This is a genomic window from Streptomyces monticola (assembly GCF_042665355.1).
In the GTDB taxonomy this organism is placed as follows: domain Bacteria; phylum Actinomycetota; class Actinomycetes; order Streptomycetales; family Streptomycetaceae; genus Streptomyces; species Streptomyces monticola.
This window is the reverse complement of the sequence record NZ_JBHTCF010000003.1, coordinates 101,637-120,853: the sequence shown is the minus strand read 5'-3', so window position 1 is coordinate 120,853 and position 19,217 is coordinate 101,637. Positions and strand designations below refer to the sequence as shown.

The window sequence follows — 19,217 nt, the reverse complement described above, 5'->3', positions numbered from 1 at the left end:
GCACATGATCAGGAAGCCGCATTGGATGGTCGAGACGCCGGAGACGCACGCATGGGTGAGCGCACGACGCAGAGCACCCGGGCCGGACTCGGCCCGCGGGGCCGGCTCACCCAGGCGCGGCTGCGCCTTCGCTACTGGTTCGACACCACCATGGCCCGTGGCACCCCCGCCCTGATCGGCTGGCTCACCCTGGTCTGCCTGGCCATCGTGATCCCGGCCAGCGCCGCCCTGGTGTGGGCGGACACCAACACTCCGACCACCCTCACCAACCAGCTCGTCGCCATCTGGAAGAGCATCGGGCGTACGTTCGGCCTGGGCGGCGCCGTCGGCACCCCCGCGTATGTGGCCCTCTCGGTGCTGCTCGCCCTCGTCGCGCTGTTCTTCGCCTCGACCCTCGTCGGTCTCATCACCGCGGGCGTCAACCGCAAGATCATGTCCCTGCGCCGGGGCCGCTCCCTGGTGCTCGAAGAGCGGCACACCGTCGTGCTCGGCTGGTCCGACCAGGTCTTCCCGATCGTGGCGGAGCTGGTGGAGGCCAACGCCAACCAGCGGCGCGCCGCAGTCGCCATCCTCGCCGACCGGGACAAGGCCGCCATGGAGGACGACCTGCACGTCCGGGTGCCCGACCGGCGCACCACCCGGGTCATCTGCCGTACCGGTTCGACGACCGACCCCGCCGTGATCGGCCGGGTCAACCCGGGCACCGCGCGCTCCGTCGTGGTCGTCTCGCCCGCCGACGAGGAGCCCGACGCCGCCGACGCCCAGGTGATCAGGACGCTCCTCGCGGTCAACGGCAACCAGGCCTTCGACGAGCGCACCCATGTCGTCGCCGCCGTCCGCGACACCCGCAACCACCGGGCCGCCGTCCTGGCCGCCGGGCCCACGGGCCGCGTCCTGGACATCGACCAGGTCACGGCCCGGCTCATCGTGCAGACCTCACGCCAGCCCGGCCTGTCCCTGGTCTATGCCGACCTGCTGAACTTCGCCGGCGACGAGTTCTACATGACCGCCGAGCCGGGCCTCTACGGCAAGACCTTCGGCGAGGCACTGCTCGCCTACGCCACCGCCTCGGTCGTCGGCATCGTCCGCGCGGACGGCACCGTCGCCGTCAATCCGCCGATGGACGCGCGTCTCGCCGAAGGCGACGAGATCATCACCATCGCCGCCGACGACGACACCACCATCCTGGCCGATGAGCCGCTGGTCGTGGACGAGAGCGCCATGGCCGATGCCAAGCCGCGGGTACCCGTGGCCGAGCGGATCCTGCTGCTCGGCTGGAACCGCCGCGCCCCGATGATCATCGAGCAGCTCGACCGGTATGTCGCCGCCGGTTCGTCCCTCGACGTCGTGGCCCGCCAGGACAGCGCCACCGAGGCCGTCGACGCCTTCGGCCGCCTCGAGCACCTCAAGGTCACCCACCAGCGCGGCGAGACCGACCGGCCCGGCACCCTGGCCGCCCTGGACGTCGGCGCGTACGACTGCGTCATCGTGCTCGGCTACGACGACGAGCGGGCCGCCGAGCAGGGCGACGCCGACTTCACGACCCTGGTCACGCTGCTGCACCTGCGGGACCTGGAGAGCACGCTCGGCCGTGACATTCCCGTCGTCACCGAGATGACCGACGAGCAGAACCGGGCCCTCGCCCCGCTCAGCGAGGGCACCGACTTCATCGTCAGCGGCAAGATGATCAGCCTCCTGATGACGCAGATCGCGCAGAACCAGCGGCTGGTGGCGCTGTTCCAGGAGCTCGGCAACGCCCAGGGCAGCGAGGTCTACATGCGTCCCGCCGGTGACTATGTCGTCACCGGCCGGGACACCACCTTCGCCACCGTCGTCGCCTCCGCGGGCCGCCAGAACCAGTGCGCCATCGGCTACCGCCTGCACGACCGCTCCGGCATGGCTCCCGACTACGGTCTGGTCCTGAACCCCGACAAACGCGAACCGCTGCGCCTGGGCCCGCAGGACACGGTCATCGTCCTCGCGAAGTGACCGCGGATCCGCGTACGTACTCAACTGACAGCGGTATGAAGGAGATCCGGGTCACGGCGCCGTCCGCCCAGCGCACATCGAGGGCGTCCACCGACTCCTGGGTCATCGCTGTCACCGCCGTCACCGCCGCTTCGAGCGGCGCGGGAACGGGCTCGGCCGTGAGCGTGGCGAGCGCGGCGAGCAGGTGCGGGCGCCGCGCCCCGACGCTCAGACGCGGGGCGCGGGCCCAGCGGGTGAACGCCGTGCCGTGCGGCGCGCGCAGCTCGTCGGCGAGGCCGCCCGGGGCAGCGCCGTCATCATCGTCACCGTCCTCGTTCCAGCCGTACAGGCCGTGGAGTTGGGAGGTGAGCGGCTCCTCGGGTCCCACCGCCCAGCCCGTCTGCACGAGCCGTGCCCCGGTGGGGGCGCCCTGCACCCGGTGCACCCGCAGCTCGTGGCGGCCGCGCGCCACGGTCACGCTGTCCACCCGCAGTCCGGGCACCAGGGGCGGTGCGCCCTGCGGGAAGACCGGGCTGTGCCAGGAGGCGGCCCAGGCGCCGTGCTCCCCGTGCTGTCCGGTGCCGAGCGGATGGATCCGGCGGCGCACGCTGCGTACGCCGCCGACCTCCACCGCGAGGTGATTGTCCGCGGCGTTGTCCGCCGCCGTGGGCCCGGTCCTGGTCGAGTACGCGAACCGGGCGTAGTGCGGGTCCTCCTCGGCCGCCGACTCCCCTTCGTGCGGGCGGACATGGTCGCTGCCGTGGTTGTGCAGGCGCACGATCCCGTCCGCCCGCGTCGACTGCACGAGCAGGCCGGGCGCGGCCAGGGCGAGCGCATGGTCCGGGCCTTCGCTGGGCGCGGGCAGCTCCCGCGCCGTCCACAACGGGTGCCGCTCACCCGCGAGCAGACACACGAAGGCCTTCGACGCCCAGTACGGGGACGCCGGGCCCGAGTAGCGCTGCGTGGCCGGTGCGTAGGGGCCGTGCCAGCCGAGGGAGAGCAGACCGTCCGCGTCGACGGCGCCCCGGTCGAGGAAGTAGCGGAGCGATCCGCTCAACAGGCGCCGTGATACGCCCGGTTGGAGGGGTGTGTGCCCGGCGACCGCGCCCAGGCCCACGGCCGCGCCCGCCGCGAAACGGTAGGTCAGGGAGCGGCCGAAGTGGAGGGGAGCGCCGTCGCCGCCGAAGAGCAGGGCGTAGCTCTCCAGGTGCTCGCGCAGGCGTGCGCCGTACGGCGAGTGCTCCTGCGGTGCGCCGGCCAGGTGTGCGTCGAGCACCGGATAGAGATGCAGGGCCCAGCCGTTGTAGTGGTCGAAGGCACGGCCGTCGCCGTCCGCGTACCAGCCGCCGCCGCGGTACCAGCCGTCGAGGAGCTCGAGGGCGCGCTCGCGGGCGCGGGCCGTCTCCGCGTCACCGCGGCCCACGGACTCCAGGAACCCGGCCACGGAGTAGGGGAAGAGGTACCAGTTGTTCGGCGCGGGGGTGTGGCGCAGCGCCCCGCGCAGCCATTGCTCGGTCCGGTCCTGTACGTCCGGGTCGAGCGCGTCCCACAGCCAGGGCCGGGTCAGGCGCAGACCGAGCGCCACCGACGCCGACTCGACCATGGGCTGGCCCTGCACCTGGTGGTCGAGGATCAGCGGCCAGGACTCGGCGTCCGTACGCCCCGGCGTCCGGGTACCCGCCGCCAGACCGTCGGCGTACCGGCCGAGCCATCCGTGCGGGTCCTTGCCGTCGGCGCCCGCCACCCGGAACGCGGCGGCCAGAAACGTCCGTGCGTACCCCTCGAGCCCGTCCGAGCGCACCCCGGACCCGGAGGGCCGCCCCGGCAGGTCGAGCAGCGCGCCGCCAGGGGTCGCCCACCGCCAGGCGGCGCGCAGGAGACCATCGGCCGCGGCCTCCCAGTGGGCACGCGTATAACCGGTGTGCGGGCTCAAGTCACGGTCGTCGGGCGGTAGTTGGAGGGAATCGGCGGCGGAGGTGTTCATGCGAGGAATGCCAGCCTTTCGCGTCGTACGGGGTGGGCGAAGCCGTTGCCCGCGGCCCAGCGGGCGATCTCGGAGGCCGCGAGTGCGGTGAGCCGGTGCCATTCGTTGCCCTGGGATCCGGCCAAGTGCGGGGTGATCAGGGCGTGTTCGCACTCCCACAAGGGGTGCTCCGGCGCCAGCACCTCCGGCTCCGTGACATCGAGCATCGCGCGAATACGGCCGGCCAGGAGCACCTCCGTCAGCGCCTCCTGGTCGATCACGGCGCCGCGCGCGGTGTTGATGAGGGCGGCGCCCGGCCGCATCGACCTCAGCAGGGTGCGGTCGACGAGTCCGCGGGTGGAGGGCAGCAGCGGGGTGTGGACGCTCACCGTGTCCGATGCGGCGAACAGCTCGCCCAGGCCCACGAGTTCGGCGCCGAGTGCGGTCGCCTCGGCCTGCGGGACGTAAGGGTCGTGCAGCAGTATCCGCAGGTCGTAGGGGCGAAGGAGATCGATGACGCGGCGCCCGATCAGCGAGGCGGACAGGATGCCCACCGTACGGCCGTAGTTGCCCACTTCGGGCGGTGTGCCGAGCCAGTCGTCGCGGCGGCGCACACGGCGGTAGTCACGGGCCCGCTCCAGGACGCGTTTGCCGCTGAGCAGGATCATCGCGACGGTGTACTCGGCCACCGGCAGGGCGTTCGCCGCGGCCGCCGACGACACCTCGACACCCCGCTCCCAGCAGGCCTCGGTGATATGGCCGCGGACGGACCCGGCGGTGTGCACGACCGCGCGAAGACGCGGCGCCGCCGCGAGCACCCCGGTGTCGAGCGGCGGGCAGCCCCAGCCGGTGACGAGGAGTTCGGCATCGGCGAGCGCGGCGTGGGCCCGTGGGGTGGTGAAGTCGTCCAGGGCCGGCGGGGGAGTGAGATCGCAGACGGCGGCCAGGCCGGCCAGGGCTTCCGGTGTGAGGACGGCGTCGGCCGTCTGCCGTGACATGGCGAGCGCGGCGCGCGGGCGCCCCAACCGGCCGTGCGCGGCGTTCACTTGACCGCCCCCGCCGTGAGCCCGGAGCGCCAGAACCGCTGCAGCAGCACAAAGGCCAGGATCAGCGGCAGGACCGCGAGCAGCGAGCCCATGATGACCACCGGGTAGTACTCGGGCGACGTCGTCGCCGCGCTGCTCCACTGGTACAGGCCCAGGCTCACCGGATACAGCTTCTGGTCGGAGAGCATCACCATCGGCAGGAAGAAGTTGTTCCAGATCCCGGTGAGCTGGAACAGGAAGACCGTGACCACGCCGGGCCCCAGCATCCGCAGGGCGACCCGCAGATACGTGGCGAGTTCGCCGGCGCCGTCCACGCGGGCCGCCTCCAGGACCTCGTTCGGCACATAGCCCTGGCTGAAGATCCGCCCGAGATAGACACCGAAGGGGTTGAACAGGACGGGGACGAACACCGCCCAGAAGGTGTTCACCAGACCCGTCTCGGAGGCGATCAGATACAGCGGCAGCGCGAGTACCGTCTGCGGCACCATCACGGCCGCGAGCACGAGCCCGAACAGCTTCTCCTTGTGCCGGAAGCGGTACTTGTCGAAGGCGTAGCCACAGGCCACGCTCACCAGCGCGCCCACGGCCGCGCCGAGCACGGCGTACAGCAGGCTGTTGACGTACCACTGGCCGTAGAGCCCGCCGTCCATCGCGAACAGATCCTTGAGGTTCTGCGTGAACGACGTGGCGCCGGAGAAGAGATCACTGCTGATGAGGGCGTCGCGGTCCTTGGTCGCCGCGAGGACGAGCCAGACGACCGGGAGCAGCGTGTAGAGCACCGAGAGACCGACCACGGCCTTGACGGTGGTACGGCCGAGGAGGCCGCGCCGGAGCGGTGGAGCGGTGGCGGCACTCATCGGGCGGACTCCTCGGGGGCGTCGGTGCGGCCGGTCCAGCGGGTCACCGCGTAGGAGAGGGCGATGGTCACGACCAGGAGGATCACGGACGCGGCCGCCGCGAGACCGTAGTTGTTGCGGGTGAAGGCGGCGTCGAAGATGTACATGTTGGGCGTGAAGCGGGAGTTGACCATCGGCGTCGACTGGCTGAGCAACTGCGGCTCGGTGAACAGCTGCAGCGCCCCGATCAGGGTGAACATCGCCACCATGACGATCGCCGCCCGCACCAGCGGCGCCTTGACCTGCAACGCGGTGCGCATCGGCCCGGCGCCGTCGACGACCGCGGCCTCGATCACCTCACGGGGCACGGCCTGCAGCGCGGCGTAGAAGATCACCATGTTGTAGCCGAGGTTGCTCCAGATCGCGATGTTCACCATCGACGGCAGCACGGTGTGCGCGCCCAGGAAATCGACGGTGATATCGGCCCGGCCGAGCAGATCGATCACGGGGCTGATGCCGGGCGTGTAGAGATACAGCCAGATGATGGCGGCGATGATGCCGGGCACCGCGTGCGGCAGGAAAAGCCCCAACTGCGCCCAGGACCTGAGGCGGACCACGCCGGAGTCGAGCAGGAGCGCGAGGGCGAGGGCCACCGCGACCATCAGCGGAAGGTAGATCAGGCAGTAGAGCAGCACGACACCGAGGCCGGCGAGGAAGGTCGGGTCGCCCAGGACGGCGGCGTAGCTGCGCAGGCCGACGAAGACGGTGCGTTCGGCGCCGAAGCCGAGGCCCGGCTGGTCGTCGCTGAAGAAGCTCAGCCACACGGCGCTCGCGACCGGTATCAGGAAGATCGTCACGAGGAGGAGGAAGAAAGGCGTCATCAGGACGCCGCAGGCGCCGAGTTCGCGGCGCCGCGCGGACCTGCGGGTGGCGCGCCCGGCTCCGGTGCCGGTACCGGTGCTGCGGCCGCGGGCGGCTGCGGGCGCCTGCGCTGTCGTGGTCATGGGTGTCACCTGCCTCTCAAGGGGGTGGTCGCGGTCAGGTGCTGCGCCGGGTGGTGTTCAGACCGAGCGCTTCGAGGTCGGGCATGGTGCCGTCCTGGGCCGCGCGCACGGCGTCGAGCAGGGTGCCCGCGCCGCCGCCCGCCCGCGCGAAGCCGTCGTCCATCAGCGAGTGGGTCGCGGACATCCGCGGGCCCCACGTCCAGCCGTGACGGACGGAGCGGGCCTGCTCGTCGAAGAGGCGGTAGATGTCCTGACCGCCGTAGTAGCTGCGGTCGAACGCCTTGGCGCCGACGGCGACCAGCTCATCGGCGACCGGGAACTGGCTGCTGGTGCCGCTGGACAGCCGGGCGCGCAGTGCGTCCGGGTGGGTCACCTGCCACTCGATGAACTCCATGGCGGCCTCCGGGTACTTGCTGTCCCTGGTGACGGCGAATGTGGAGCCGCCGTGGGTGCCGACGGCCGGCCGCCCGGGGTCCCACTGCGGCATGGGCGCGAGCCGCCACAGTCCCTTCTGGCCGGGCTGGGCGTTCATGTGCGCCCCGGCGTCCCAGGCGCCGCTGAGCCGGGCGAGCACACGGCCCGCGGCGACATGGGCGTTGGCCTCCTGGCTGTTCGCCGCGTACGCGGGCAGCGCGTCGCCGTCGAGCAACCGCTGCCAGTACGCGGCCACTCGGCGGGTCGGCGCGTCCGTGAGCGAGACGTTCCAGGCCCCCTTGCGGGTCTCGAACCACTGGGCCCCTGCCTGCCAGGCCCAGGCGGAGAACTGGGTCCCGCCGTCGGTGGGGAAGTACGCGAGCCGGCGCCCCGGGGCCCTGCGGCGCACCGTCCTCGCGGTCTCGGCGAACTCCTCCCAGGTGGTGGGTACGTCGAGTCCGTAGCGGCGGAAGAGGTCGGCGCGGTAGTGCAGGACCATCGGCTCGATGTCGAGGGGCACCGTGTAGGTCCGGCCCTCGAAGGTCGTCAGGCCGAGAGCCTCCGGCAGGAGCCTGGCGCGCAGCCGGTCGCTCACGAGGCCGGTGAGGTCGCGGGCGACACCGTCGATGGCGAACTCCGGCACCTGCGGGTACTCGATGGTCGCGACGTCCGGCGCGTTGCCCGCACGGGCGGCGTTGCTGAGCTTGGCGTAGCCGCCCTGGAGCCCGGAGGGCACCTGCTCGAAGTCGACCTGGATCCGGTCATGGGTCCTGTTGAACGCGTCGACGACCTCCTGGCTGCCGCGCAGGGCGGACCAGAACGTGATGCGCGTGGTGCCGCCGTCCGCGGTGCGTGAGGCCGCGCCGCCGCTGCAGGCGCCGACCGCACCCGTCAGCGGCAGTGCCGCGAGCGCGGCGAGCACGGTACGACGGCTGCGTGAACGGTCGACTGAACGACCGCTTCGACTGCTGCGACTGCTGCGTTGACGGCTGCTTCGACGGCTGCTTCGACGTCGATCAGGCATGGAAGCCTCCCGGGGCTCTGGCCGAGACACGGGGAATCCTGATCGGCTGACCGGTCCGGGTCAATAGACCGATCAGAAGAAAGTGAAACGTTCAAACGCTCATGACTGTGAGGGAGTTGGCGGGGCGGGCGGAGTGAGGGGTCAGGGCTCCTCCGGCGGCGCGGGCGATGCGGCCGGGGCGGCCTCGGGTGAGGCGGGCTTCAAGGGTCGGGCCGAGCCCCGCACCTTCAGGCAGGGAAGCAGCTCGACCCGCCGCACCGGCGCCGGCTCCGCAGCATGGCGCGACGCGGACGCCGTCAGACGCCGCAGCAGCAACTCGGCGGCAGCCCGGCCTATTTCGGCCCGCGGCGGGGCCACGGCGGTCAGCGGCGGGCTGCCCAGGGCGGCGAGCACATCGTCGTACGCCACCACCGAGCAGTCCTGCGGCACGCGCACCCCGCCCTGCCGCAGCTCCTGCACCATCATCAGCGCGTCCACGTCCGCGTGCAGGACCGCGCCGGTGGCCCTGCGTTCGCGCAGCAGCGCCGCGAGGTCGAGTGGCGCGCCGCCCGGTGCCCCGTGCGCGCTGAGCGCCACGGTCCAGTCCTCGACCTCCGCCCGTGCGGCCGCGATCTCGGCGAACGCCGCCCGGATCGTGCGCCCCGTGGGGCTGTCGTCCCGGGCCGCGAGCACGATCCGCCGGTGCCCGAGCGACACCAGGTGCTCCACCGCCAGATGCGTGCCGTACCAGTGGTCGGTGCACACCGAGTCCACCGCGTGCAGCGCGCCGCCGCGCCGCGGCCGCCGCTCCATCAGGACGGTCGGCACATCGAGCCGCGCCAGCCAGTCGTAGTCCGCCTCCTCGGTCGCCGCCGTACGCCACCGGGGGGCGATGATCAGGCCACGCGCGCCGGCCGCCAACGCCCGCTCCACCAACGGCAGTTCGGCCCCCTTCACCTGCGGTGCGATATGCAGCGCGACCCGCATCCCGGCCTCTTCGAGCGCGATGCGCGCCCCGTGCAGCGTGTCGTAGAGATAGGTGTGCCGCTCCGGTACGACCAGGGCGACCGGATCGCCGTCCGTGGCCGTGCCGTCGGGCACGGCCCGTTCCCGGACCTGGTCGACCGGGCGGACCACGCCGTGGCCGCGCCGCACCTTGCCGTCCAGCGTGAGCTGTTCGACGTCGCGGCGCATCGTGACCGCCGAGACATCCAGTTCGGCGGAGAGATCGGACAGCCGGACCTCACCCCGCGTCTGCACCGCCGCCAGAATCCGCTGCCGCCTGAGCTCACCGGGCTCCCGCACGCTGCCGCCCCCTCACTTGGTCCCGCCCCGCACTGCCCACGGTGTGCGTTTGACCGCTTCGTATGAACGGTTCGGCCGCAGCTTAGCCAGGGGTGGAACGGGGGTCAGCCCAATTGCTCAAGCAGGACCGGGTTCCAGGGCGGCTTGAGGGGCACGACGAGCCGCACCGGACTTCCCCGAGCCGCCCGGCCACTGGCCATTTGCCGCTGGCCACTTGCCACTGCCGAAGAGATCAACTCCCTTCCCCCGTGGTCTTGTCCAGCCTTCCGCTCCCGCCTAAGGTCGTTCGGGAAAGCGCTTTCTACGTCTGCCTTCCACGCAGCGCGTGCCACGCAACGCGTCCCACGTACCGCGTTCCCCATCGCACAGAGGCCAAGGAGCGACCCTCATGCCCTCAGCGCCCCCGCCCCGCCTGCGTGCCGCCGTCGTCGGCACGGGTGCCATCGTCACCGGGAGCCATCTGCCCGCCCTGAGAGCGCACGCGGACGACATCGAACTCGTCGCCGCCGTCGACGTGGACGAGCAGCGGCTCGACGCCTTCCGCGCCGAGGCCGGCGAGGACGTCACCGGGTACCGGGACCTCGACGCCATGCTCACGACGGAGCGCCCCGACCTGGTCCTCATCGGCACCCCGCCCGCCCTGCACCGCAGCCAGACCGTGGCCGCCCTGGAGGCCGGCGCCTGGGTGCTGTGCGAGAAGCCGCTGTGCCTCTCGCTCGCCGAGTTCGACGAGATCGCCGCCGCTGAGGGCGCCGGAGGCGACGGCGCCGGGGGTGACGGCGACCGGGGCCCGTACGCCGCCGTCGTCTTCCAGCACCGCTACGGCTCCGGCGCCGTGCACGCCCGCCGGATGCTCACCGAGGAACTCGGCGCCCCGCTGGTCGCGCACTGCCAGACCACCTGGTACCGCGACAGCACCTATTACGCCGTGCCGTGGCGCGGCAAGTGGGCCACCGAGGGCGGCGGTCCCGCCATGGGACACGGCATCCACCAGATGGACCTGCTGCTGCATCTGCTCGGCGACTGGAGCGAGATCAGGGCCATGGCCGGGCGCCTGGTGCACGACGTCGAGAGCGAGGACGTGTCCACCGCGCTCGTCCGGTTCGCGGGCGGCACCCTCGCCACCGTCGTCAACAGCGTCGTCTCGCCCGACGAAGTGAGCCGTATCCGGATCGACTGCGCCGACGCCACCGTCGAGCTGACCCACCTCTACGGCCACACCAACGACGACTGGATCTACACCCCGGCCCCGCACACCGCTGCCGACGACGCCCGCACGCGCGCGTGGCGCACCCCGGCAGCCGATCTGCCCAGCTCGCACGCGGCCCAGCTCACCGGTCTCATCGCCGCGATGCGCGAGGGCGTACGTCCGCCGGGCAGCGGCCAGGACGCCCGCCGCACCCTGGAGTTGATCGCCGCGATGTACAAGTCCGCCTTCACCGGGCTGCCCGTACGCGCGGGTGAGATCGGGCCCGGCGACCCCTACTACACCGCGATGCACGGCGACCACCCCGACTGGGCACCCCGCACCCTCACCAAGGAGAGCCGATGAGCGCGCCCCTCACCGTCACGCACACCCACGGCGAGCGGATCGCGGTGGAAGCGGGCGGCGTGCAGCTGATGAGCTATGTCTACCGGCCCGACCCGGAGGCCTTCGAGGCGCGCAAGCCGTACGTCCACCCGCTGCGCACCCTCTCCGGCCACCTCGTCTCCGGCTACCGGCCGAACGACCACCGCTGGCACAAGGGCCTGCAGATGACGGCCAGTCATCTCTCGGGCCAGAACTTCTGGGGCGGCAACTGCTACCTCGGCCCCGAGCAGGGTTACCGGAAGGTGCCCGAGCGGGTCGGGTCGATGCGCCACGACGGCTTCGACACCATCGACACCGCCGCGGACCGGCTGCGCTTCGCCGAGCGGCTGACCTGGCTGGAGAACGGCGGCGCCGAATGGGCCCGCGAGCTGCGCACCGTCGAGGTGCACTCGGTGGACCCGGAGGAGGGCTCCTGGGCGCTCGACTGGTCCATCGAGCTGACCAACACCCGTGATCAGCCACTGCACTTCGGCTCGCCCACCACTGCGGGCCGTGAGATGGCCGGCTATACGGGGCTCCAGTGGCGCGGGCCGCGCGACTTCACCGGCGGCGATGTGTTCGGGCCCGACGGGCGCGGCGGTACGGCCGAGGCGGGCGCGGCGCAGCTGATGGGCACCCAGGCGCCCTGGCTGGCGTTCACCGCCGAGCACGACGACATCGACGCGCACAGCACCCTGCTGTTCGCGCACGCGCCCGAGAACTCCGGCGCCATCCATGACTCGCACTGGTTCGTGCGCTCCGAACCCATCCCGACCGTGGCGTTCTCCTGGGCCTTCTTCGAGGAGTTCGCGCTCGCGCCGGGGGAGAGCTTCGCGTACCGCTACCGGATCACGGTCGCCGACGGAGCCTGGGACCGCGACCGTGTCGAGACGTACCTCAAGTCGCACGGGTGGTGAGCCGCGGATGCCACAGGAGCGGCCGATGACGGGTGAGGGGCCGATGACGGGTGAGGGATCGACGACGGGTGAGGGGCCGGCGACGGGTGAGGGGCCGGCGACGGAGGAGGGGCCGATGACGGACGAATGGACGCCGGCACAGGAAAGCCTGCCCACCCCGCTGCCCGGCGCGGTCGGCCTGTCCCACATCAGCGCCTACGAATGGGAGGCGGCCGACGGCGTGTGCGGCGGCAGCCCGCACATCCACCTGGTCTGTACGGAGGCGTATGTCGTCACGGCCGGCCGCGGCGCCGTGCAGACCCTGACCCCTGACGGCTTCCGCGAGACGGACCTGGAGGCGGGCTCGGTGGCCTGGTTCACGCCCGGCACCGTGCACCGCATGATCCAGCGCGGCGGCCTGCGGATCACCGTCCTGATGCAGAACAGCGGCCTGCCCGAGGCCGGCGACGCGGTGTTCACCTTCCCTGCGCGGGTCCTCGAGGACCCGGGACGGTACGCCGCGGCGGCCACCCTGCCCGCGAAAGAGGGACCTGCCGCCGAAGCGGCCGCGCGGCGCCGCCGTGACCTCGCGGTGGAGGGATACATGGAGCTGCGCGAGGCCCTGGAGAAGGGCGACCCGCAGCCGCTGCACGCCTTCCACCGCGCAGCCGCCCGCCTCGTCGGGCCCAAGGTCGCGCAGTGGCAGGCCCTTTGGGAGGCGGGCGCCCTCGCCACGGCCCGCCGCACCGGGGCGCAGCTGACGGCGCTCGCGGCGGGCGACGCCGGGCATCTGGCCGGGGCCCGGGTCGAGACCGCGGCCCCGACCCGGCACGGCGGCTACGGCATGTGCGGGCGTCGCGAGGAGTACGAGATCCCGGGCGCGACGGTCCCCCTCGGGAGCTCCAAATAGGGGCGCCGTGTCAGTAGTTGTTGTCGCGCAGCGTCCTGCGCAGCGCCGCGTCGATGAGGCGTGCCGGGATCCTGCTGCCGCTCTGGCTGCGGGCGAGCTGTCCGGCCGTGGGGACCGTGTCCCGGTCCGGCCACGAGTCGGGCTCCCACAGCCTCGACCGGGAGAAGGCCCGCGAGCAGTGCGAGAAGAGTTCCTCCACCCTTACCTCGACGGCGAGTTGGGGGACCACGTCCTGCTGCGCGAGCCGGGGCAGGTAGGGGGCTTCGGTGACGATCCGTGCGCTGCCGTTGACGCGCACCGTGTCGCCGTAGCCCGGCACGACGAACAGCATTCCCACCCGGGGCCGTTGGAGGATGTTGCGGAACGCGTCGAGCCGCCGGTTGCCCTTGCGGTCGCCGAAGACGAGGGTCTGCTCGTCAAGGACGAGGACGCTGCCCGGGGGATCGCCGCGCGGCGACACATCGCAGGTGCCGTCGGCCGCGGAGGTGGCCAGGAGGAAGAACGGGCTGGCCTCGATGAAGCGCCTGGACTCCGGGTCGATACGGTCGATGTCCTTCTCGGCGACGACGCGCATGGGGGCGCGGACGATCTCCCGTAGCTCTGCCTCGCTGCGTATTTCTCTCGTCACAGGGGTTCCTCGGTTCGTGTGTCTCGCTGTCCACGGCCGGGCCTTGTCGTCGGCCGGGCGTTGTCCTCAGCCGGACCTTGTCCCCGGCCGGGCCCTGCCCTCAGCCGGGGCTCGGCCGGCCGTGGCGCCAGTAGCCGATGAAGGCGATGTCCGACTTCGGCACCTGGTGTTCGCGCACCAGGTGTCGGCGTATCCCGGTGGGGAGCGCGGCCTCTCCCGCCGCCCAGGTGTAGAAGGGCCGGCCGGTGGGCAGATCCGCCGCCTTCACAGCCGCCAGGGCGCGGGTGCCCGGTACCGACCCGTCCCCGTCGCGGGCCAGCCAGTGAATCCGCACGCCCTCCGGGCAGTTGACGTCCTCGCGGATGTCGGCGGTCTCCGGCACTTCGAGGAAGACCTCCGCGACGAGGGAGTCGGGGGCGTCGTCGAGGATGGACAGGATCGCGGGAACGGCGCTCTCCTCACCGACGAGCAGCTGCCAGGTGGCGTGCGGCGGCGGCAGATACATGGTGCCCAGGTCGAAGATCCCGGCCGGATCGCCCGGCTTGGCGCGGGCCGCCCAGGCCGAGGCCGGGCCCGCCGCGCCGTGCAGCGCGAACTCGATGTCCAGCTCGCACTGTTGGGGCCGAAGGCGGCGGACGGTGTAGTTGCGCACCCATGGCCTGCGCGACTTCGGCAGCAGCAACAGCTCCGCCATCCAGGCGTTGTTGGAGACGCTGGGCATCCGCAAGGTCTCCTGGCCCTCGCGCGGGAAGAACAGCCGTACGCCCTGGTCGTTGCCGGAATGCTCCAGCAGAGCGAGGTCGGGGCCGCCCAGGGTGATACGGGTGAAGTGCGGGCTGAGGGGCGTGGTGGCCCGCACTTCCAGGGTGATCATTCGCCGGGATTCCGGCAGCTTCACTTTGGGCAGCACGACGATGCCCTTCCGCTCGTTGTAGGCCGGGGGCTGGCTCATCAGCCCAGGTCACGGCACAATTATGAGCAATTACTCGCTTCGAGCGGTACTCGCTTTTGCCGCCTCGCACCAGGAGCCGCGATGACCTCGTCGAGACCGCCGCTGCACCCCCGTAAGCAGCCGAAACAGGTCCGCGCCGAACTCACCCGGCAGCGCATCCTCACCGCGGCTGCTCACGTTTTCGCGGACCACGGTTACGCCGCCGGCACCACCAACCGGATCGCCGAGCGCGCGGGAGTGTCCATCGGGTCGCTGTACCAGTACTACCCGAACAAGGACGCCATCCTCGTCGAGCTGGTGACCGCGCACCTCAGCGCCGGGATCTCCGTCACCGAACGCCACCGGGCCGGTGAACTCCCCTCCGCGGTGGGGGACATCATGCGCCTGTTCGTACGCGCCGCCATCGACAACCACCGGGACCACCCGGAGCTGCTGCGGGTACTCCTGGAGCAGGCGCCGCGAACTCCCCGCCTCCTGGAGATGATCCGTGAGTACGAGGAGGTGAGCGTGGCCTTCGTGCAGGAACTGATCGAGCAGCACCCAGGCATCCACGTCGGCGATCCCCGCACGGCCGCCCGTATCGTCGTCAGCTCGATCGAATTCCTCGTGCACGGCCTCATCGCCGCCCCCGACCCGGTCGATCTGCCGAGCTTCGAGGACGAGCTGGTCACGATGCTGACGCGCTATCTGACCGCGGGCCCCCTCTGACCGCGGGCCTTTCTGACCGCGGGCCCCCTCTGACCGCGGGTCCCGCCTGACCGCGGGCCCCGGGCGGCGGTCGCCCGGGGCCCGGTGGTCAGTTCGCCGCGTTGCCGCCGAACACCGGCTGGCCGGACGTCGATACGCCCACCGCCGTCGTCGACAGGGAACGCGCGCCGGCCGTCGTGATCCGCGTACCGTCCGAAGGCAGATAGGTGAGCGCGCCGTTGAAGCCGTTCTCACCGATGGCGCCGACGGTGAGGTCCGCCCTGCCGTCACCGGTGAGGTCGGTGAGCTTCATCTCCGCGCCGAAGTAGTCGTCCTTCTCGTCCGAGCCGGGCACGCCGGGCGTCGACTGGGCGAAGAACTGGGCGCCGGTGGTCGCCACGCCGCTCTCGGAGCCGTAAAGGACGCTCACCGAGCCGGTGTTGGTGACACCCGCCAGGTTCTCGCCCTCGCTGCCGACCACGATGTCCGTCCTGCCGTCGCCGTTGATGTCGCCGAGAGACAGCTCGCCTCCGAACCAGTCGCCGCGCTCGGAGCTGCCGGGGACGCCCGGGGAGTTCTGGTCGATGGCGGTCGCGGCGGCGGGCCCTGCCGCCGAGCCGTAGATGACATGGATCTTGCCGCCGGTGCCCGCCTCGGGGATGGACGGCGAGCCGTCTGTCGTCGGGTCCCAGTTCTGGCCGGTCACGATGTCGCCGTAGCCGTCGCCGTTGATGTCGCCGATCCCGGTGATGACGCCGCGCTTGAGCTCCTGCGCGCCGGAGACAGCGAGGCCGTTGTCCGTGCCGGGCACGTAGTAGTTGGTGTTCCAGCCGTATTCGCTGTCGGTCTCGTAGCCGTCCACGACGAGGTCCGTGCGCTTGTCGCCGTTGACGTCGCCCGCGGTGAGATTGAGGGGGCCCGTGGGGTCGCCGGACTGGATGTCGGGTGTGATGGTGTAGCGGCCGCCCGCGGTGCCGGAGGTGGAGATGCCGTCCTTGAAGACATGGATCCTGCTGGACGTGGAGCCGACGGCGAGATCCTCCGTTCCGTCCCCGTCGAAGTCACCGGCGGCCAGCGCGCGGCCCCACTTGTCGTGCGAGGAGGCGGCCGGGTCCTTCAGGGTGGTGCCGCCCCGCAGTCCGTTCGCCGAACCCCACATGAGGGTGACGGCGCCGCCGTCCTTGTCGCCGGACACGTCCTCGAGCTGGGCCGAGACCGCCAGGTCGTCGAAGCCGTCCCCGTTGAAGTCGCCGTACGCGCTCACCCAGCCGAAGGCGTCGTTGGTCTCGGCCGACCCGGGTATCCCGGCGCTCTCCTGGCTGACCGTCTTGCGGTGGGCGGAGTCGGCCCCGCTCGCCGAGCCGTACAGCGCGACGATCTGCCCGGCGCCCGTCTTGCCCGCGACGGTGGCGTTGCCCGCGGAGTAGGCGACATCGCCCATGCCGTCGTTGTTGAAGTCGGCGTCGCTGTGATGGACGGAGTCGGCGGCCGTCGCCGTCGAGGCGGCCGAGACGAACAGCCCGCCGGTCAGCGCGGCCACGGCCGCTGTGGCACCCGCGAGGCGGATACGTCTGGGGGACGGAGCGGGAACGCGCTTGTGCTTGGCCATGCTGAGGTCTCCTGCGGCAGGCGGTCACTGGGCTGCGAGTTGCCCGTGTTCACCCGGAGTTGTCCCGGGCGTCATGGGGCGGTCGGCGAACAGGAGACCCACAGGGCTGCGGCAGGGTTGTATGTGCCGTGAAGATTTCTTGTGCCTGCGGTGCCTTAGAGGTGCATCTGCGGTGCACTTGGTGTGCGCCGCGTGGATGCCTGACCCGGGTGCGTCCATACCCCGGGTCAGTCGCCGCCGCCCCCTCCGCAACTGCCGCAGCCGTGACCGTTTCCGCCTCCGGAGGCGATGTCGCAGCCTGAGTCGGCGTAGTGCTCGTCGAGTGCCTTGCCCATCCGTTCCAGGCTGCGGCCGAGCCGGGCCTGGGCGGGGACGGCGTCCGTGACATTGCGGCGCAGGGAACCGTCGGGGAGAGCGGGAGGGCCGTCGAAGACGTAGCCGGGAAGCGTGCCCGGGAACGGACGAGCAGCCCGTCGGTGAAGAGCCGGTCCCCGATCTCCTCGACCTCGGGACGGACGACCAGTTCGGCGATCACCGCGGTCACATGCCTGCTTCGCGGACACAGCTCGTTGAGCGCGTGCTCGACGGGGTGCCCGGCCCGGTTGTCGGCCCGAACCGGGGACACCGGGGACACCCGCGACACCCGCGACACCCGGACGGTGATGACGGCGCGCTCGTGCAGGGCGATCAGCGCGGCCTCGGCCACGCGCTGCGGCCCGCCTGCCAGATAGGCAGCGTCGTAAAGGGAGCGCCCAAGAATGTCCCGCATGAGAAATCCCCCCGCCTTCGGTATCCCCGGTACCTGTAGGGGAAGTTTCGGCCGCGTACGTGATCGTGAACCGTCGCAGGCTTCTTTCAGAGGAAGAATTGAGCTTCGGCGGCAAGTGGAATGTGCCCCACGAAATTCGGTGGGCCTGCGCCGCGGCGGCTGTTAGCGTGGACGACATGAAGGTCATGACGCATCCGAGCACCGCAGCCGCGCGAGCGACCAGCTCCCCGGTTGCCGCTGCCGCCTGACCTCATCCCTCCCGCCGGCGACCGGAAACGGATCGCCGGTGCCTGCGCCATACGAATTCTTCGTACCCCCCTCTGCGCCGGCGGTGCTTTCCGGTCCCCATGCGACCGAACCCGAAAGGCCACCGCCGTGAATTCCCTCACGAACTCGCACACCACCCCCTTCATGAGCACCGAGCAGACGATGCGTACCTTCACGGAGTTCTTCCGTGAGCGCGGACACCGTCCGCTCACCGGTACTTCGCTGCTGCTGCCGCCGCACGATCCGGTGCTGTTCACGACCTCAGGGATGCACCCGCTCACGCCCTACTTGGAGGGCCGGACTCATCCGCTCGGCCGCCGCCTCGTCAACGTGCAGCGCTGTCTGCGCACCACCGATCTCGACGAGGTCGGCGATTCCAGTCATCTGACCGTCTTCGAGATGCTCGGCTCCTGGTCCCTCGGCGACTACGGCCACCAGCAGAGCCTTCGCTGGGGATACGAACTGCTCCGTGACGGCTTCGGCATCCCGCAGCGGAAGCTGTACGTCACCGTCTTCGGCGGGGACGGCCAGGTCGGCCCCGACACCGAATCCCTGGACACATGGCGGGAGTCGGGCCTGCCCGTGGAGTGCACCCAGGAGGACAACTGGTGGTCCAACGGACCGACAGGACCGTGCGGCCCCGACTCCGAGATCTTCGTATGGACCAGGGACGGCACCCCGCGAGGCACCCCGACCACCGACCCGGGGTGGGTCGAGGTGTGGAACCACGTCAGCATGCGCTACCTCCGCCACGAGGACGGCTCCCTCGAAACCCTGGACCGGCCGAGCGTCGACACCGGCATGGGACTGGAACGGCTCGTCACCGTCCTGCAGCACCGCGAATCGGTCTACGGCACCGACCTGTTCGAGCCGTGGCTCCGGCACATCCCGCATCTGTGGGGGCCCCTCGACGAGCCCTCGCTGCGCCTTGTCTGCGACCACCTGAGGTCCGCCGTGGTCGTCACCGGCGACGGCATCCGCCCCTCCAACACCCGCAGGGGCTACGTCCTGCGCCGGCTCCTGCGCCGACTGCTCACCACCCTGTGGCGCGACGACCCCACGCGCACCCTGGGCGACTTCCCCGACGAGCTCATCACGCACACCCTGGACCACTTCCGCCAGCCAGGTGAGACCGGCACCGTGCGTGACGTACTCCTCCAAGAGGAGCGGCGTTTCTCCCAACTCCTCGACCGGGGGCGGCGCGTGCTGTCCCGGCGGCAGGGGCACGGTCCGCTGAGCGAGGACGAGTACGCCTATCTGCACGACACCCACGGTCTGCCGCGTGAGCTCGTGGCGGGACTGCTCGATGAGCGCCCGCGGTAGGTGCCGGGCGCGGGCCGTCTGCCGCCAGTGGTCGTGGGCCATGATCCGCCAGTAGCAGGGCCGGGGC

General features: G+C 71.4%; 17 protein-coding genes. 7 read left to right on the top strand and 10 right to left on the bottom strand.

The genetic code is table 11. From position 1 onward, the window contains the following. Positions 1–51 precede the first annotated feature (51 nt). On the top strand, positions 52–1,989 hold the full coding sequence (locus tag ACFQVC_RS08930; protein WP_381828625.1) for a CASTOR/POLLUX-related putative ion channel: 1,938 nt from the start codon (positions 52–54) through the stop codon (positions 1,987–1,989). On the opposite strand, the gene ACFQVC_RS08925 is transcribed toward ACFQVC_RS08930, so the two are convergent. Genes ACFQVC_RS08925 through ACFQVC_RS08905 form a run of 5 tightly spaced genes read right to left on the bottom strand, consistent with a single transcriptional unit; the run spans position 1,970 to position 8,153 of the window. Next, entirely contained in the window at positions 1,970–3,952 is a 1,983-nt protein-coding gene (locus ACFQVC_RS08925) for a DUF2264 domain-containing protein (protein WP_381828622.1), read from the bottom strand. The genes ACFQVC_RS08930 and ACFQVC_RS08925 overlap by 20 nt on opposite strands. Then, positions 3,949–4,929: a hydroxyacid dehydrogenase gene (locus ACFQVC_RS08920; RefSeq protein ID WP_381829514.1), complete on the bottom strand. Its 981-nt coding sequence runs from the start codon at positions 4,927–4,929 to the stop codon at positions 3,949–3,951. Before ACFQVC_RS08920 ends, ACFQVC_RS08925 begins: the two co-directional genes overlap by 4 nt. Before the next feature lie 44 nt (positions 4,930–4,973). Next, entirely contained in the window at positions 4,974–5,834 is an 861-nt protein-coding gene (locus tag ACFQVC_RS08915) for a carbohydrate ABC transporter permease (RefSeq protein ID WP_381828619.1), read from the bottom strand. Further along, entirely contained in the window at positions 5,831–6,817 is a 987-nt protein-coding gene (locus ACFQVC_RS08910; RefSeq protein WP_381828616.1) for a carbohydrate ABC transporter permease, read from the bottom strand. Before ACFQVC_RS08910 ends, ACFQVC_RS08915 begins: the two co-directional genes overlap by 4 nt. 34 nt (positions 6,818–6,851) lie before the next feature. Further along, positions 6,852–8,153 (bottom strand): ABC transporter substrate-binding protein, encoded by a 1,302-nt coding sequence (locus ACFQVC_RS08905; protein ID WP_381828613.1) that lies wholly within the window; start codon positions 8,151–8,153, stop codon positions 6,852–6,854. A gap of 14 nt (positions 8,154–8,167) precedes the next feature. Between ACFQVC_RS08905 and ACFQVC_RS08900 the strand changes: the two genes are divergently transcribed. Then, a complete protein-coding gene (locus tag ACFQVC_RS08900) occupies positions 8,168–8,305 on the top strand; it encodes a hypothetical protein (protein ID WP_381828610.1) in 138 nt (45 codons plus the stop codon). A gap of 91 nt (positions 8,306–8,396) precedes the next feature. On the opposite strand, the gene ACFQVC_RS08895 is transcribed toward ACFQVC_RS08900, so the two are convergent. Then, positions 8,397–9,539: a substrate-binding domain-containing protein gene (locus ACFQVC_RS08895; RefSeq protein WP_381828607.1), complete on the bottom strand. Its 1,143-nt coding sequence runs from the start codon at positions 9,537–9,539 to the stop codon at positions 8,397–8,399. A gap of 388 nt (positions 9,540–9,927) precedes the next feature. Here ACFQVC_RS08895 and ACFQVC_RS08890 point away from each other — a divergent pair, with 388 nt between their 5' ends. The 3 genes from ACFQVC_RS08890 to ACFQVC_RS08880 all read left to right on the top strand — a co-directional run bounded on the left by ACFQVC_RS08890 (position 9,928) and on the right by ACFQVC_RS08880 (position 12,915). Further along, positions 9,928–11,091: a Gfo/Idh/MocA family protein gene (locus ACFQVC_RS08890; RefSeq protein ID WP_381828604.1), complete on the top strand. Its 1,164-nt coding sequence runs from the start codon at positions 9,928–9,930 to the stop codon at positions 11,089–11,091. After that, the gene (locus ACFQVC_RS08885; RefSeq protein ID WP_381828601.1) at positions 11,088–12,026 is read left to right on the top strand and encodes a DUF6807 domain-containing protein; all 939 of its coding nucleotides are present in this window, start codon (positions 11,088–11,090) and stop codon (positions 12,024–12,026) included. The genes ACFQVC_RS08890 and ACFQVC_RS08885 overlap by 4 nt, the downstream gene beginning before the upstream one ends. Positions 12,027–12,141: 115 nt before the next feature. Then, entirely contained in the window at positions 12,142–12,915 is a 774-nt protein-coding gene (locus ACFQVC_RS08880; RefSeq protein WP_381828598.1) for a cupin, read from the top strand. Between the two features lie 10 nt (positions 12,916–12,925). Here the strand turns inward: ACFQVC_RS08880 and ACFQVC_RS08875 are convergent, their stop codons facing one another. Beyond that, positions 12,926–13,543 carry an MSMEG_1061 family FMN-dependent PPOX-type flavoprotein gene (locus tag ACFQVC_RS08875; protein ID WP_381828595.1) on the bottom strand — a complete coding sequence of 206 codons (618 nt, stop codon included), beginning with the start codon at positions 13,541–13,543 and terminating at the stop codon, positions 12,926–12,928. A 100-nt stretch (positions 13,544–13,643) separates the two neighbouring features. Beyond that, positions 13,644–14,417, bottom strand: coding sequence for a siderophore-interacting protein (locus tag ACFQVC_RS08870; protein ID WP_381829512.1), 774 nt, complete (start codon positions 14,415–14,417; stop codon positions 13,644–13,646). Between the two features lie 159 nt (positions 14,418–14,576). On the opposite strand from ACFQVC_RS08870, the gene ACFQVC_RS08865 reads away from it, so the two are divergent. Next, the gene (locus ACFQVC_RS08865) at positions 14,577–15,203 is read left to right on the top strand and encodes a TetR/AcrR family transcriptional regulator (protein ID WP_381828592.1); all 627 of its coding nucleotides are present in this window, start codon (positions 14,577–14,579) and stop codon (positions 15,201–15,203) included. Between the two features lie 88 nt (positions 15,204–15,291). Here ACFQVC_RS08865 and ACFQVC_RS08860 read toward each other — a convergent pair whose 3' ends face one another. Together ACFQVC_RS08860 and ACFQVC_RS08855 are read right to left on the bottom strand one after the other, a co-directional pair. Continuing rightward, the gene (locus ACFQVC_RS08860; protein WP_381828589.1) at positions 15,292–16,791 is read right to left on the bottom strand and encodes an FG-GAP and VCBS repeat-containing protein; all 1,500 of its coding nucleotides are present in this window, start codon (positions 16,789–16,791) and stop codon (positions 15,292–15,294) included. Positions 16,792–16,840: 49 nt separating this feature from the next. After that, on the bottom strand, positions 16,841–17,560 hold the full coding sequence (locus tag ACFQVC_RS08855) for a TIGR04222 domain-containing membrane protein (RefSeq protein ID WP_381828586.1): 720 nt from the start codon (positions 17,558–17,560) through the stop codon (positions 16,841–16,843). A gap of 411 nt (positions 17,561–17,971) precedes the next feature. Between ACFQVC_RS08855 and ACFQVC_RS08850 the strand changes: the two genes are divergently transcribed. Then, positions 17,972–19,150 (top strand): alanine--tRNA ligase-related protein, encoded by a 1,179-nt coding sequence (locus ACFQVC_RS08850; RefSeq protein WP_381828583.1) that lies wholly within the window; start codon positions 17,972–17,974, stop codon positions 19,148–19,150. The last annotated feature ends 67 nt before the right edge of the window (positions 19,151–19,217 follow it).

Coding starts and splice junctions, on each gene's coding strand:
- ACFQVC_RS08865 (WP_381828592.1), top strand. CDS start 14,577: ATGACCTCGTCGAGACCGCCGCTGCACCCCCGTAAGCAGCCGAAACAG.
- ACFQVC_RS08870 (WP_381829512.1), bottom strand. CDS start 14,417: ATGATCACCCTGGAAGTGCGGGCCACCACGCCCCTCAGCCCGCACTTC.
- ACFQVC_RS08925 (WP_381828622.1), bottom strand. CDS start 3,952: ATGAACACCTCCGCCGCCGATTCCCTCCAACTACCGCCCGACGACCGT.
- ACFQVC_RS08920 (WP_381829514.1), bottom strand. CDS start 4,929: ATGTCACGGCAGACGGCCGACGCCGTCCTCACACCGGAAGCCCTGGCC.
- ACFQVC_RS08850 (WP_381828583.1), top strand. CDS start 17,972: ATGAGCACCGAGCAGACGATGCGTACCTTCACGGAGTTCTTCCGTGAG.
- ACFQVC_RS08885 (WP_381828601.1), top strand. CDS start 11,088: ATGAGCGCGCCCCTCACCGTCACGCACACCCACGGCGAGCGGATCGCG.
- ACFQVC_RS08910 (WP_381828616.1), bottom strand. CDS start 6,817: ATGACCACGACAGCGCAGGCGCCCGCAGCCGCCCGCGGCCGCAGCACC.
- ACFQVC_RS08860 (WP_381828589.1), bottom strand. CDS start 16,791: ATGGCCAAGCACAAGCGCGTTCCCGCTCCGTCCCCCAGACGTATCCGC.
- ACFQVC_RS08855 (WP_381828586.1), bottom strand. CDS start 17,560: ATGCGGGACATTCTTGGGCGCTCCCTTTACGACGCTGCCTATCTGGCA.
- ACFQVC_RS08880 (WP_381828598.1), top strand. CDS start 12,142: ATGACGGACGAATGGACGCCGGCACAGGAAAGCCTGCCCACCCCGCTG.
- ACFQVC_RS08915 (WP_381828619.1), bottom strand. CDS start 5,834: ATGAGTGCCGCCACCGCTCCACCGCTCCGGCGCGGCCTCCTCGGCCGT.
- ACFQVC_RS08890 (WP_381828604.1), top strand. CDS start 9,928: ATGCCCTCAGCGCCCCCGCCCCGCCTGCGTGCCGCCGTCGTCGGCACG.
- ACFQVC_RS08930 (WP_381828625.1), top strand. CDS start 52: ATGGGTGAGCGCACGACGCAGAGCACCCGGGCCGGACTCGGCCCGCGG.